13 protein-coding genes and 1 riboswitch are annotated in these 14,698 nt (G+C 48.9%); of the genes, 3 read left to right on the top strand and 10 right to left on the bottom strand.

Annotated elements, in window-relative coordinates; translation table 11 throughout:
• The 3 genes from MGMO_RS19420 to MGMO_RS02645 all read left to right on the top strand — a co-directional run.
• Window positions 1-185 (top strand): lmo0937 family membrane protein (locus tag MGMO_RS19420; protein WP_268768275.1); only part of this gene is annotated, 185 nt, incomplete at its 5' end.
• A gap of 164 nt (window positions 186-349) precedes the next feature.
• Entirely contained in the window at window positions 350-571 is a 222-nt protein-coding gene (locus MGMO_RS02650; protein ID WP_023493475.1) for a hypothetical protein, read from the top strand.
• 75 nt (window positions 572-646) lie between these two features.
• Entirely contained in the window at window positions 647-1,183 is a 537-nt protein-coding gene (locus tag MGMO_RS02645) for a hypothetical protein (protein WP_023493474.1), read from the top strand.
• A gap of 156 nt (window positions 1,184-1,339) precedes the next feature.
• Here the strand turns inward: MGMO_RS02645 and MGMO_RS02640 are convergent, their stop codons facing one another.
• From MGMO_RS02640 to MGMO_RS18845, 10 genes are all read right to left on the bottom strand, one after another.
• Window positions 1,340-1,870: a hypothetical protein gene (locus MGMO_RS02640; protein ID WP_023493473.1), complete on the bottom strand. Its 531-nt coding sequence runs from the start codon at window positions 1,868-1,870 to the stop codon at window positions 1,340-1,342.
• Between the two features lie 45 nt (window positions 1,871-1,915).
• Window positions 1,916-2,003, bottom strand: a riboswitch (cyclic di-GMP riboswitch).
• A gap of 147 nt (window positions 2,004-2,150) precedes the next feature.
• Entirely contained in the window at window positions 2,151-2,579 is a 429-nt protein-coding gene (locus tag MGMO_RS02635) for a hypothetical protein (protein WP_023493472.1), read from the bottom strand.
• Entirely contained in the window at window positions 2,576-3,022 is a 447-nt protein-coding gene (locus tag MGMO_RS02630; protein ID WP_023493471.1) for a phage holin family protein, read from the bottom strand. Before MGMO_RS02630 ends, MGMO_RS02635 begins: the two co-directional genes overlap by 4 nt.
• 11 nt (window positions 3,023-3,033) lie before the next feature.
• On the bottom strand, window positions 3,034-3,267 hold the full coding sequence (locus MGMO_RS02625) for a DUF883 family protein (RefSeq protein WP_023493470.1): 234 nt from the start codon (window positions 3,265-3,267) through the stop codon (window positions 3,034-3,036).
• A 169-nt stretch (window positions 3,268-3,436) separates the two neighbouring features.
• Complete coding sequence (locus MGMO_RS20920; protein ID WP_023493469.1) at window positions 3,437-3,565, bottom strand: hypothetical protein; 129 nt, start codon at window positions 3,563-3,565, stop codon at window positions 3,437-3,439.
• 14 nt (window positions 3,566-3,579) lie between these two features.
• Window positions 3,580-3,894, bottom strand: a complete 315-nt coding sequence (locus MGMO_RS02615) for a BON domain-containing protein (RefSeq protein WP_023493468.1) — start codon at window positions 3,892-3,894, stop codon at window positions 3,580-3,582.
• A gap of 1,252 nt (window positions 3,895-5,146) precedes the next feature.
• Complete coding sequence (locus MGMO_RS20250; protein ID WP_023493467.1) at window positions 5,147-5,356, bottom strand: hypothetical protein; 210 nt, start codon at window positions 5,354-5,356, stop codon at window positions 5,147-5,149.
• Between the two features lie 6 nt (window positions 5,357-5,362).
• Entirely contained in the window at window positions 5,363-14,092 is an 8,730-nt protein-coding gene (locus tag MGMO_RS02600; RefSeq protein ID WP_023493466.1) for a GH36-type glycosyl hydrolase domain-containing protein, read from the bottom strand.
• Window positions 14,093-14,344: 252 nt separating this feature from the next.
• Window positions 14,345-14,434 carry a DUF3309 family protein gene (locus tag MGMO_RS18850; protein WP_456152388.1) on the bottom strand — a complete coding sequence of 30 codons (90 nt, stop codon included), beginning with the start codon at window positions 14,432-14,434 and terminating at the stop codon, window positions 14,345-14,347.
• Between the two features lie 113 nt (window positions 14,435-14,547).
• Complete coding sequence (locus MGMO_RS18845) at window positions 14,548-14,691, bottom strand: DUF3096 domain-containing protein (RefSeq protein WP_082458254.1); 144 nt, start codon at window positions 14,689-14,691, stop codon at window positions 14,548-14,550.
• Between the last annotated feature and the right edge of the window lie 7 nt (window positions 14,692-14,698).

The raw sequence follows: 14,698 nt of genomic DNA, 5'->3' as shown, positions 1-14,698 counted from the left end.
GCCGTCAATTGACGGCCTTGTACGGAGAAGCACACATGCTTGAAAGTATTGCACTCATTTTAATTATCCTCTGGGTACTGGGGTTGGTTTCCTCTTACACTTTGGGAGGGTTCATTCACATATTATTGGTTGTCGCGGTCATCGTAATCATACTGCGGGTCATTCAAGGACGACCAGTCCTTTAGTTGTACTAGAGAGAAATTATGCAAACGTGGGGTCGTGGAGTAAGGATCCCGATAAGGTCAGGCCTCCTGGAAACCCACATCCTAAGACAATGGGCGTTTTCAGGATTGCCTTTAGTCCTATTTATATAGGTTGAAATGATTGAATCATGTAGTGGAGAGATGAAATGGGTTTAGTCAAGATCGTAGCAATCGTATTGCTCTTAGGGGGTGTATTCGGGCTAGTATACGGCGGATTCAGCTACACCAAGGAAACCCAAGAAGCCAAGATAGGCCCATTGGAGCTGTCTGTTAATGAAACTAAAAGAGTTAATGTTCCAGTCTGGGCTGGCGTGGCTTCAATTGTGGCTGGTGCTGGGCTCCTTTTTATTTCAGGCAAAAAGAGCTAGCGACCTTCCGTTGGCGGCAAGGTAAGGATTGATGATGAAACGGCGCATAGGCATCAGGGTAAGCCCCTGTAAAAAATGATTGAGACTCCGGAACAGGTACATAATTTATTGGATAAAGAAACATTCATCGTTGGAAACGTTGATGATGAAATCCACCAAACGCATCGAAAAGCCGCATTCTATGCCTTATTCGGAGATTTGCTGTTTATCGTCCTGCCCTTGGTCGTGATTTCAATCGTGGATGTAAGTATCGGCAAGTCGCTGTTCGCGATTATTCAATCTCCAGAATTATCGTTTGGCTCAGCAGTGCTATTTGGCCAAACCATCATTAAAGTCGTTTCGGGTTTTGCACACACAAAACCCACAGGGGCGGAGCAACCTGTCTTTATTATTGCCCTGATTATTGTATTTGGGTTAGTGCCTTCGCTTGTAGTCCTGGCACTGCTGCTAAGTATCAGCCCTATTCCTAATGGATTGCTGCTGGCACAAGCGGGAATCTTTGCCTTGGGGGTCATCACATTCTTCTTCTTTGGGGTGGATGGGCATGCCTTATCCCTTCGGTATAGAGGCCGACAGCTTGATCGGCTGGCTGTCGTGCCMCCTTCAAAATAATGGATAGGCCATACAACGAGTATCGTCGTGACGTTGAAAACCCGCCAGGAATATAAGCAAGAATAAGTATGGCATTTTAAGTTGGCGCCATACCGAGTACAACTTCACACAATTAAAGGGGCAAATACCCCCTTTAATTGCTTAGAAGTTTAAATATTATGCGGCTAAGGCTTTTGAACCCCTGTTACGGGATACAAGTCCAACCATACCCATCAGGGCAGAACCAAACAGCCAGATAGCAGCGGGAACAGGTACCGCCGCAACGGGTGGTATATTATCACAATGATCGCCATGCTCATGAGCCGATCCCCATGAATGGTTTTCCCCTTCTAAAAAGCTATGGTCAAAGGCATGTCCAGAGTTGCCAGGCCAACCATAATCGGGCCTATTATGATTCATAACAGGATCATCAAAATGGCTGTTTTTAACATTAGCATCTTGTTGATGTGTCCGTTCATTCAATAGAGCCAAAGTTGGGAAAGCCATATTAGACCTGAAATTATGGGAATGGGAAAACATTTCATTGACGTGTGAATGGCCGCTGCCAATAAAGGCAGTGACAGTATAACTATCAACATCACTTAAATGCGATCCAACTTGCTCGGTATCCGAAGTCAACCTCGAAGCAGTTGCACTGCTCCCAAATCCCATCATCATTAAAGCAAAAAACACACTAATTATTTTCATAAGAAACTCCAAAGTTAATAAATATTAGGTCCAGTTAAAATAAATGTTTGCAACTCGGCTTTCTTTATATGACTAAATAAAAAGACCCTTAGCTTTCCGTCCCCATCTCGCGACAGGTTTGGCTTTTATCGTCCTTGAACCGTGCCAACCCTCAGGTCGATCACGAGCACAAACTTGCTCACCCTATCCATTGTTAAATAGCATCCCTGTATAACTGACAATACCTAGGGTGAGCGTGTGTTCTTCACCTTATCCATATATCTCTGCTGGAAGGATGTCTTCATTTATTAGTTGCACCCGATGCGGGTGTCGTCGGCTGAAATTGATTTTCGTGTGATTGGCTTGATGTGTCCGGTTGAAAAAAAGTCTTCACTATCCAAACCATAGGCAACGCTGTGTATAAGGTTTGGATCGATGTTATGAGGTTAAACGCAATCCTCAATGGCGAGGTCTCCGCATTGACTATCTTGTCGCTTGTGCCACGGGACTTGACGGGTTGGCATTTGGTAAGTTCGCCTATAATGAATCCTGCGCCACTAACCAACAGCAAGGTGGTCGGAGCCGTCATTTGTTGTTCAATATTTCGCACCAGCGTATCGGTGCGAATATTGATCCTCCGTTGCCGGTTCACCACTTGCCGTTCTGCATCCCTGATTCGGGTTGCCAGGGCATTGGCTTTGCTTCGATTTAAAAAATGGGATGCCATCATGCCTTCGTACCATCCCCATGTCCTGGTGGGTCATTAGGGTGTAGGCTGCGTATGGTCGCCGGGAATTTCAAGTAATGGCTCTTGTGGCGTATGAAACGACAGAAGATTAGTGCTAGCAGCAAATTTAAAACGACAGTAAGCAGTATGGCACTACTGGACATAAAGCCATTCTCGACTAGCCCCAGCACTACAACAGCCAGAAGCCCCATCCACGCACCGCACAACAAMCCGGCAATCAATACGCCCGCCATGACCATGTTCACTAGGCTTAAGCCTGCCTGTTGTGTTTCCAGCCCAGCGAGATGAAGGCGGTCATGGCTTAGTCCAAGCAATTCACGCCATAACGATTGGGTGTCTTCCAGTACACTGGATCCGCTGTCGCTATTACTGCGTGTTGCTGTAGGTGGAGGGATCATTTCCTCCACACAGCTGTTTGAATCCATGTTGGATAATCCTAATAACGTGCACTCAATAAGCGGCTGAGCAAAAATCCAGCCACTACCGCGATACCTAAGGACGTGGCCGGGTTGTCTTTGACATAACTGCAACAATGACGCATCAGCCGCTGTTCCGCATTTTTCAATTGTTCGCCTTTTTCGCTAAGCGCGTCTGCGGCTTGGGTGGAAGCATTGGCGATCTTTTCGCCGGCTTCATGGGCGAACTGTGATGCTTTGTCTGTCATTTCCATGGTGATTCCTTCTCTTAGTTAAGCCGACTGTTAAAGGCGGCGTTCGGGTATGAGATATAGACGTGAGGCTAACGGCCGCTCAATACGCGGCTGAGCAAAAAGCCGGCGGCCACCGCCATGCCCAACGACTTAATGGGGTGGTTACGGGTATAATTTGTGTAATCTTTAATCAAGCGTTTCTCGGCTTTTTTAGTTCCCCGCCTTTTTCGTCAAACGCTTCGGCGGCGTGCGTGGCCGCACTGGCGGCCTTGTCGACCGCTTCATGCGCATAATTAGAGGCTTTATTAATGGTTTTCATGGAGGTTTCCTATTCTACTTAAGCTGCATGTCATTCTTGACTATCCATACGCCGTTCACAGCACGGGTAACTTCGATAGCCTTGGCAATATCGGCACGGGATTTGACGAATCCGCTCAATTGGACTTTGCCCTTGAAGGATTCAACGTTGATCTCGGCAGAGCTAAGGGAGGGATCATTCAAGATGGCCGCCTTAACTTTGGTGGTGAGCACGCTGTCGTCAACGTACTCGCCCATCCCTTCTTGCTTTGGTGTCGATGCGCAAGATACGATGACCACTAAGGCCAAGGCCATAAAAAATGCAGCAATAAATCTAATAAGTTGTTTCATGGTTAAATCTCCCGTTATGCGAAAAAAGTGTTTTGTGATTCAGTGCTAAGACTTGTGTGAAGGGCGAAACCCAGTTAAGTGGCAAACACAGCTAAAGCCGTGCAGGTTTTTTCGGACAACTGCTTAAAACTGATAGTTATAAGTAAGCGCTGCATATAAACCGTAAACATACTTTAGCCCCAATACTGACCACAAACAGTTCGGTAACGCACATTCAGTAAATAAACAATTTTGTAGTCGAAGAGACGCTACGGCCAGCAACGCGGAAGATCTGAGAGGTGCAGTGCAGTGCAGTGCAGTGCAGTGCAGTGGGCAACATTAAAAGCCCAAGCTGCTTTAAATCGTCAATATTAAACTAGCGTCAACACTCTATATGGAATGCCGCACCGTAGTAAATCGATTTCAATTCCTCGGCTATAGCAACTCGACTTGGCAGTTGTTAAAGCAATAGTCTACGGTGTGCCCCAACGAACAGAGAGCCACCTGATGCCCAAGGAAGGAGGGTAACAAACTGGGTGTTTCAAAAAGCTTATACAAAGCTGGTGCAAAGGCCGTGACATATTTTTAGCTTTGTCTATTGTGGCCACGATAGTCTCTCTGGCTTGGCTGTCCACTCTGATTCAAGGCCTTTCATTGGGGTGTTTTTTTTACGGCCACAAGGCCATTGTCTTTCGATACAGGGGCGTGAATCGCCGGGCTATTGTTTATCGAGCTTAGGTGAGGCAAGCAAGGCAGGTAATAGGACAAAACTACAGGTAAGGGAATAAAACAGGGCGACAGTTAATAATTTACCCATGCCGCTTGTCCCAGGATGTGACGAAAGGGACAAGGAGCCAAAGGCCACAAGGGCTGTTGCCGCGCTGAAAAGCACAGCTCGCGCCATACTGGATTGCAGTGGTTATTTCATTCCTGCCCGTGCATAAGAGACAAAATATATGGCGTAGGAAACTGAGATAATCTGGCATTAAAATGGTGGAAATCGGCTGTCAATAGTTATCACTATTCATCATTGAGTTTCCCAGGAAAATATGTGTTTGTAATATATTCAATAGGCCCACTATCACATTCCGACTGTTCGATAGGGTTTGGTGTTCTTACCCTGTCAAAAATTATTGTGAGGAAAAACGATTCGAAATAGACGTGTCTTTCCTGGTTACCAATACGCGTTAGCTAATTTCAGTAGTGAAAAATCACATGGCGATGAATGCCTTCGGCTGCTAGGATTCGTCCACCATCCGTTTTTAGGCACAAATTAGTTATTGCCTACACTTTGCATCACATCAACTGTGCCGGGAAAATAATTGTTGAATTCTTCTCTGTGGCAATCTCGGCCATAGCCTGGAGTGCGGAGCTGGAGCGCAACTGGGTGCATTGCAATGATATATGCAGTGCCAATGATGGTAATTTTAAACCCTCCTTGGCAGTGGATTCCAGCGATCTCTGCCCGTATGACGATTATCATGAATTATCATAACGTTTTACCCAATAGCACCTTTACCTGATGTAGTTGCCCGTCATCTTGCAAGTCAATACCGTTGTTGTTTAACAGGCGATCTCCGTCAAGTTCTATGGAGGAAATGCCGCGAGACACGCTATGCGGGTTTTCAACTGTGATGTTATAGTGGCTATTACCATGCTGATAGTTAATGCTATAACTGCGCCATGCTTTCGGAATACAAGGATTAAAGGTCAATTTATCGGCTTGAACCTGTAGGCCTAGGATCCACTCTAGTCCAGTACGGTAATACCACCCGGCAGCTCCCGTGTACCAAGTCCATCCACCACGCCGCGTGTGGGGCGGTTCGGCATAGATGTCCGCCGCCAGCACATACGGTTCGACCTTATAGGCATAAACGCCGATGCGGGTGACAGTGCGGTTGATGGGATTGAGCATACGCAGCAACTCCACCGCCTGATCGCCTTCACCCAGCATGGCATAGGCAATAACCGACCAGATTGCCGCGTGGGTATATTGACCGCCGTTTTCCCGCACACCGGGCGGATAGCTTTTGATATAACCGGGATCGCGCTCGGTCTTGTCGAACGGCGGTGTGAACAACAATAACAGGCCATCGCCGTTACGGACTAGATATTCACGAACCGAACTCATCGCCCGTTGTGCGCGTTGGCTATCGGCAGCACCGGAAATCACCCCCCAGCTCTGTGCAATTGAATCAATGCGGCATTCGGCGTTGGTGGCAGAACCGAGTGGTGTGCCGTCATCGAAATAAGCACGTCGATACCAAGCTCCATCCCAAGCTTCTGCTTCCACGGCAGTTTTCAGTTGGGTAACATGTGCGCGCCAGTGAGAAGCATGCTCAACATCCCCCCTGGTTTCTGCTACCTTGGCAAATTCTGTGAGCGTGGCGATCAGGAACCATGCCAGCCAAACGCTCTCACCCTTACCCTGATTACCCACTCGATTCATACCGTCGTTCCAGTCGCCGCTGCCCATCAAAGGCAGGCCGTGCATACCTGTTTCCAAACTGAGGTCAAGCGCACGGGCGCAGTGTTCAAACAGGCTCGCTTGCAGGTCGGATTGCAACGGTTGGTAGTAAGCGTCATCCTGTTCTGGTCGCAGGGTTGCACCTTCCAGAAACGCAACTTGCTCATTAAGCACTTCTGTGTCGCCGCTGACCTTGAGGTAGTGAGCCACCACATAGGGTAACCAGATGCGGTCATCGGAAAAACGTGTGCGCACACCACGTCCCGTGGGAGGATGCCACCAATGTTGCACATCACCCTCACCAAATTGCCGCCCCGCAGCACGCAGGATGTGGGCACGGGTCAGGTCGGGTCTGGTAACCGCTAATGCCATGCTATCCTGTAATTGATCCCTAAAACCGAATGCGCCGCCCACTTGATAAAATCCAGCTCTAGCCCACATACGGCAACTCAAGGTTTGATACAACAGCCAACCGTTCAACAGCAGGTCGAGTTCCCTATCCGGTGTCTTCACTTGAACTTTGCCGAGTATTTTTCCCCAGGATTGTTTGACCTGAGCAAACATTGTTGCCACCTCGGTTGTTCGATAGCGCTGAATCAATTCGCGGGCATGGATGCGGTCGTTGCCTTGTCCCAATAAAAAGACGATTTCGATATGACCATTAGGTTCAAGCTCTATCGCTGTCGTTAGTGCGGCACAAGGGTCTAGCCCTGCACCGATGCGGCTTTTCAGCCCTTTGCGGTTCAGCAAACCTGCCGGCGCATCCAGGCTACCGTTGCGACCGATGAATTCAGCACGGTTCGCCGTCCATGCGGTTTGTTGGCCACCAAGATCGGCGAAGGCAATGCGCTGGCCAAATTCCGCATCCCAGGGATTGTAAGCAAACAGGGCGCCCGTTTCCTCATTCAATTCTGTGATGATATGCATTGCGGTGACACTACGTGAAGCGCCCAATACCCATTCCACATAAGCTGCAACGGTAATCTTACGGGTTCGCCCAGATTTATTTGTCAATGTCAATGACGAGAGCTTGACAGGATCGTCTGGACTGACCATTTGCAGCAGCTCACTATGAATCCCATGCGATAGATGGTCAAAACAGCTATACCCCTGGCCATGGCGAATAACATAGCTGGCATTGTCGAGGCGTATCGGTAAGGCAGTCGGTGTCCATAATTCGTTGGTCTCATCATCACGTATATAAAAGACTTCTCCGGACGTGTCACTGACCGGGTCGTTTGACCAGGGTGTCAATTGGTTTTCGCGGCTGTTACCACTCCAAGTGCAGCCACTGCCGGACTCAGAGACGATAAAGCCAAACTCAGCATTGGCGATCACATTAACCCAAGGTGTGGGTGTCCATTGGTTGTTGTTTAGTACGATCACATATTCGCGTCCGTCATCACCAAAACCGCCAAGTCCGTTGAATAGTTCAAGTGACGGTATTTCCAATTGTGGCGAATCGGCAATAACAGCAGTTAAGGCTTTCGGCAGAACGAAATCTGCCGTTGGCCGTGGATGCCGCAACAGTTGTTCTGTTAATGCTCCCCGCTTGCTGGTCAGTACCGCTCGTGCGGACGTTTGCAGCAGTAACCGTTCATCTGTCGATAGCTGATCAGCTCGCAGGATATAAATTGCACCGTAGTCGGCATGTTCTTGATGGGCAGAAAGTGCCTGATTTTCACGCACCATGCCCTCCAGCAGTATCTGCAAATCTTCGGCGTAAGATAACTCTTTTTCGTTCAGGATCACCAGGTCGACGGCAAGGCCTTTCATGCGCCAGTATTCATGGGCACGCAGCAATTGTTCGACAATCGTCCGATCTTCAGGCTCCGTTATGCGCAGCAAGACGATCGGTCGGTCACCCGAAATGCCACGCCGCCACAACCCAGTGACATTCAATCCATTCATTTGCATTGTCTTATTGGATGGTCGCAACCAAGGGTCGACATACAGTAAGCGGCTAGCCAGATCCTGAAACAACTGCGCCTCGCCCGGTTGGATACGCAGATGCCGTAGTTGTATATGTGCGTGCGTCCACGCCAGTGCGGATACGCGATCCCAAGTCGTCAGGTTGTGGTATTTATCGGCCAGTTCCGCTATCGACTGGCGTGTAGTGGCAATTAAAGTGGTAAAAGTCAGGTGTTCCGTGGCATCTGGGGCAATGCTAACCCGTGTACGCAAACTGAAGATTGGATCAAGGACATTGCCCACGGTATTGGTCAGCGGGCGGCCATCCACCAATGCAATCGGTTTCCGTAATGTTTGTCCACGCCCGACGAAGCGTGCCCTATCCGTTTCGTATTGCAAACCGTCGCCAGTTTTTGGCCCAGCCAATACATGGGCTATCCATATTTTCGGGTCGTTGTCTGATCGTTGCCGACGCTGTGCCACCAGCCCATGCGATTGGGGTAAATACTCGGTTTGCACGAACAGATTTGAAAAAGCCGGATGCGCTATATCGGCAGGCATGGGGGCAAGCACAATCTCCATATATGAGGTCACTTCGATTTCTCTAAGGCGCGGCCCATTATTGGTTAAACTCAGGCGATGGATTTCCGCATCATCCTCTGGCGAGATAACAATCTCTAGGGTACTTGTTATATGGCCGTCTGTACGGGTAATCCGGACACGGTCTTCGGTAAAGACCACTTCATAATGGTCGGGGTTTGCCGTTGTCGGTTGGTATCCGGCTGACCACAGTTGCCCACTGATGACATCGCGCAAATAAAGATAACTGCCCCAAGCATCCCGTGTCACATCTTCTCGCCAACGTGTCACCGCTAGATTCCGCCACATGCTATAGCCAGATCCGGCGGCGGTAATCATCACCGCATAACGTCCATTGGACAGCAAGTGCGCGGCAGGTACCGAAGCAGTCGGCAAAGGTAAGCGCCTGATGGTGGAATGTACGGATTCTTTTGCTTCGTGAACAGTTTCTAATAACGGCTCACTAGCACTATCGGCACCGCTTGGGATTCGTTCTTGTAACAATAAGTCAGCTGCCTGGATCAATGGTACGCGATGGAAACGATGGCGCATTTCCCCGTCATGAACGACATTGGAAATGGCCACCAGGGACATGCCTTGATGATGCGCCATGTAGCAACCCACTATTGCGACACGCTGGCCTTCTGCCAATCGGATGGGATTAAAGTCGAGTGCTTCAAAAAAACCATAGCGGCCTAATGCACCTTCTTTCTCCAACCTGACGAAGTTCTCTACGGCGGCATGAGGAAAATACATTGCGGCTAAAGCAGTAGAGTAAGGGGAGATCACCAACTCTTCGCCGAGTCCACGCTTCATGCCTAGTCCGGGTACGCCAAAAGCAGAATATTGGTAGGTGAAAAAAAGGTCGCGCCCATTAAAGGCCGATTCCGAAACACCCCACGGTACACCACGTTCTTTGCCATATTCGATCTGCCGTTTTACTACTAATCGACAGGTTTGGTCGAGTAAACTATAACGGGGTGTAAAGGTTACTAAGGAAGGCATTAAGTATTCAAACATCGATCCCGACCATGATAGCAGGACAGTGCCATGCGCGGCACGGGTCACGCGTCTGCCAAGATGAAACCAGTGTGTGCTAGGTACATCGCGTTTGGCAATCGCTACCAAACTGGACAGCCGTGCTTCAGATGCCAGTAGATCATAATTGCTGGGATCGAGGCTTCCTTCGTTAACCCGAAACCCAAGCGAAAACAGGTGGCATTCAGTGTTATAAAGAAACCGGAAATCCATTTCATGGAATAAGGCGCTGAATTGTGCGGCCATATTATTTAAACGCTGCGTAAGCGCGTTGGCTTGCTCCCCGGCATGTCGCAACGTAATCGCCAGTGCTTCTGAGGTGTTGGCTGAAAAAAATCCTTCAGAAGATGCCTCGTGATCAGTTAAGTAGTTTGCATAGTTTTCAGAAAGTTCACTTAAGTGAGTTTCAAGTCTGAGTGGATTATGCAGCACCTCTAGGTGAGGAAATGGGGTTGCCGATTCCACTGCAGCGTTAAGGTGTCCGGTGTAATGAATCCAAGGAAACAGGCTATCCACATCGCGCACATGGGAGCGGATATCGTCCCGTAGCAATGTAGCCCAAAGTAGTACTTCATTATCGTCCGCATTGCCGCGCTCAATGGCAAAAGTATTGGCTAGATCCAAGAATGTATCAGCGCAGCTTGTTAATTGTCGCCATAAATGACTCCAATCAGCCGGTTTAACGGGATGGCTTTTTAAAAGTTCTCCGAGTATGCTGCATTTTAATCGTAGTTCTTTGGCAGTGACGGTTAGTGTGCGCTTGTCATCGGCAATATCAGTAACCACAACCACGAGCAATCGATACGTATCAACAAGCCCAGTCAGTGCATTAGAAAGCCTAAGCGGTTGTTGCAGCATTTCTTGGCAAGTCTGAGCCAACGTAAGCAAATGCCCTGCTAAATTGCCGCTGTCAACGGTCGATACATAACGAGGCTCTAACAGATGTAAATCGCGGGTATCATACCAGTTATAAAAATGCCCATGTAAACGTGGCAGTGCATTTAGTGTACCTAGAGTGGCTTCGAGCCGTTCAACGGTATCGATCAAGCCAAGCCAGCCGAAATCCCGTGCGGCCACTACCGATAATAGGTAAAGGCCAAAATTGGTGGGCGATGAACGGTGGGCGATAATGGGTTGTGGGTCTTCCTGAAAATTATCTGGCGGCAGAAAGTTCTCTTCTGCGGTCACGAAAGTCGTAAAGAAGCGCCAGATACGCCTGCCTACCAAGCGTAATTGTACTCTATCCGCTGGTAATAATGCTTCGGCTCGATCAAGTCGGGGTGGTAAACTCAATATGCGGGATACAACTGGCTCCAGCCACCATAATAGCAAAAATGGTGCCGCAATAATGATCCCTGTTGGATTGAACACCAGTACCGCAGTGGCAGCACCGATGGCGACCGACGATGAACGGCCCAATGATTGAAAGAGGTGGTCGAGTGCATGGCCTGATGTCTTTTTTGCTTGTAGTGCCGTAACCCATTTTAACAATTGGTGTCGGGTAATGAACAACCGTATTAACGTGCTAATAATCGCGTCCAGCATCAACCAGGTTTGTTTTGCAAGCAGGGTTAGTGCCACCAGGCCATTGCCAATCGCCCAGAGTACATTTTCTGCCGCTGCGCGCAAATGTGTACCTAATGTGATGCCACGTCGGGGTAAAGTGAAGCTGCCGGTGATTGCCAAGATTGCCGGAAAGGCCAGTGCCACCAGCACCAACCCAATCAAGGTAGCCCGTGGCGCATCCGGAATAGCCCAAGCTGTGACCAACGCAAAAAAAGCGCCGGGAGCGGATAAGGATCGGCGTAAATTGTCGAGCATCTTAAATCGCCCGATTAAGGGCATTCCTTTGCCTTGTGACCCGAATATCCAAGGCAATAATTGCCAGTCTCCCCTAACCCAACGGTGCTCCCGTGATGCTGCAACCTCGGTGTGGGAAGGAAACTCTTCAAAAAACTCAATGTCACTCACCAATGCACAACGTGCATACACGCTCTCAAACAAATCGTGGCTGAGTTGCGTGTTGTCAGGTACCCGTCCGGCCAATGCCGCTTCAAAACTGTCTACGTGATATAAGCCCTTGCCACTATATGTGCCAAGGGCGAACAAATCCTGGTACAACTCGGATACCGAACTGGCGTAAGCATCGATACCGGAAGCGCCCGCAAAAATCAGGTGAAATAAGGTTTGTTCCTGCCGATGCGGCAGGGTTGGCGTCACGCGTGGCTGGAGGATGCCGTAGCCCTCAACGACACACTGAGTGTTGGAGTCGAACACGGGGCGGTTCAGTGGATGCGCGGCAACACCCACCAATTGCGATACCACGCCCATGGGCAACATGGTGTCAGCATCAAGCGTAATGACATAGCAGGTACCGGCAGGCACTACCGCAGGCTTGCCATCAATCGGTAGAAAAGAAGTGTCAGTAGCACCACGCAACAATCGGTTAAATTCCTGTAACTTGCCACGTTTGCGTTCCCAGCCCATCCACTTGCCCTCGCCAGGATTCCATAAGCGTTTACGGTGAAATACAAAGAAGCGATGGGTGTCATACTTGATATTGAGAGCAGCTACTCCAGTAATGGCTGCGTTCAATAACGCGTCATCGTTCGGCATCGTTTCCTGGTCTGAGTCTGTCCAATCGGATAACAAAGCAAAACGCACGTTTTCACCTGGATTCGATAGATAGCGAATTTCCATCTGCTCGATTTGACTTTTTACCCCTGACACGCTGAAGAATAGGGTTGGTACAACGACGAACGTACTTAGCGCCTCCGGCACCCCATCTTTCAATTCTAACCGTGGGAGGTGATTAGGCGGAAGGCCCGCAACGATGAATCGGTTCACCAAACCGACGGCGATATCTGCCGCTGGAAACAGGGCAAATAGTGTCAGCAAGAACAACTGAAATCCGTTAAGTCCTGCGGCGAGACTCGCACTTAAAGGCAGTGCGAGCAAGATACCAGCCAACACGAGGATGCTTCCTATATAAGCTATCCCTGCACGGGCAATGTAAATACGCAGAAGTTTTTGCTTTATAGAGGGTTTAAAATTGACTTCCTGTTCAAATGCATATCGCCCACCACCGATCAAATAGTAGCCCGGTTCTTGCTTACGTTCGTTGGTATCGGGTTGATTTTTGCTTTGTTGCGCTTTGTCCATTACTTTATGGGCTATTTCCAGCTCCGAATGCGGCGAACGCTTGGCGAGATCTTCAATCGCGTGGCGGTAACGATCACGGGTCAGAAAGTCCATCGCAGCGTAGCCGTCGTGAACGCGCAGACAAGCATCAGCCAGGCTTACGTCTTCCACGAATTGCGGCCAATCAAATGCGGAAATAGCCCGCATACTGGTGATGATATTGCGTACAGTCAGGTTGCCGGCGACCTGGGTGGCATGTTCCCGTTGCACAATTTCATCGAGGCTTAGGCCTTGTTCGTTTAGCCATTCGTTCAGGAAATCGAGGGAAACCACGGAGCCCGGATGTGGATCGTGCAAACGTTGTAAAATCTGCACTGCATAGGCTTGACGCAGTGGTGGCGCAGGCAGTTCTGCTTCCAGAACGGGAAGGTCAGGCTTATCGGTTTCGGCGGCAATGCGTTCGATGCGGTCCATATACGTGTCCGCCAGCTCTCGGCCGGTTTGCGAACGCATGATGCGCACTGCCAAGCGGCGCAAATTTTCGACCAACAATACCCGTAGCGTAATGGGTATCGCCCAAAGTTCACCAAGAGTGAGTGGATCGACGTTTTGATAGGCTTTTACGAAAAGAGTTAACATCTTTGAATCAAAGCGGCTATCGGTATGGGCCACTAATGCCCAAGCAATGCCATAGACACGGGGATAACCGGTAAGCACACCTTCGGATAGCTTAGGAAGTTCCCGGTAATAGCTTTCGGGCAAGTCGGCGTAAATGTCGCTGACCTGCTCTTCGAGTACATGAAAGTTGTCCAAAAGCCATTCCGCTGCGGGCGTTATGGCGTGTTGTTCGTTTACCGCCTTAGCAACGGCTTTATAGGCTGCAAGCAAGACCTTAGCATTCTCGCGCACCCGCGGGATCACTTTTTTTCCTGCTTTAATAGTACTGATTTTCTGAGCTAACGCCAAACTTGCCGCATGTTGTTCGAGCCGTTCAGTGCTGAATAACTCAAAGCGGATGGGAGTTTCGTCACCACCCGGGTGTTCAACTCTAACGTGCTTCCTTTGTTCTCGCCGCTTCTTCATGGTTTGATCCTCCGAACCCAAATATAAACAACCCATGACTAACGTTTATTCAACGACATTCGGCTACGCACCCGGCATTCGCGCTTCTGAATACATTTTGACTTTCAATTTAGTCGAGAAGCTTTTGCATAAGCCGCAAGGTATTAGACAATGACACACTGTCTGGCTAAATGAAAGAACAAATGAAACTGTTTAACTATCAGGCTAAATTCTGCCCATTAAGATCAAGATTATTAAAATGATCAAAATCAGTCAGATCCCACAGCTAGGTCTATAACCCCATCCACGGCTGTGTGGCCAGACGGGAATGACGCCAATAAGCATCATAAGCATCATAAGCATCAATAGAATAATGACGAGTAAGGTTGTGCCAATGGGCATGTTAGTTCACGTGTTATAAAAAAACGTTAAACTGAATTGCAATACTTTCGGGCCTGACTCGGGATCGTCCGTCTTCATGAGAGGTTATGGTGCATTAGCCCCAAAATACCCACTACAATCAAATATACCGCCACAAAATAATTTAAAAATCTCGGTACCAGCAATATCAATATCCCCACGACAAGTGCCAGTAAGGGTTCAAGTAATACGGGTTTGATAGTGAAA

The sequence above is a fragment of the Methyloglobulus morosus KoM1 genome, from assembly GCF_000496735.2.
Classification (GTDB): Bacteria; Pseudomonadota; Gammaproteobacteria; order Methylococcales; family Methylomonadaceae; genus Methyloglobulus; species Methyloglobulus morosus.
Note: the sequence above shows the minus strand (reverse complement) of the source record. Positions and strands in the feature narration are given on the sequence as shown.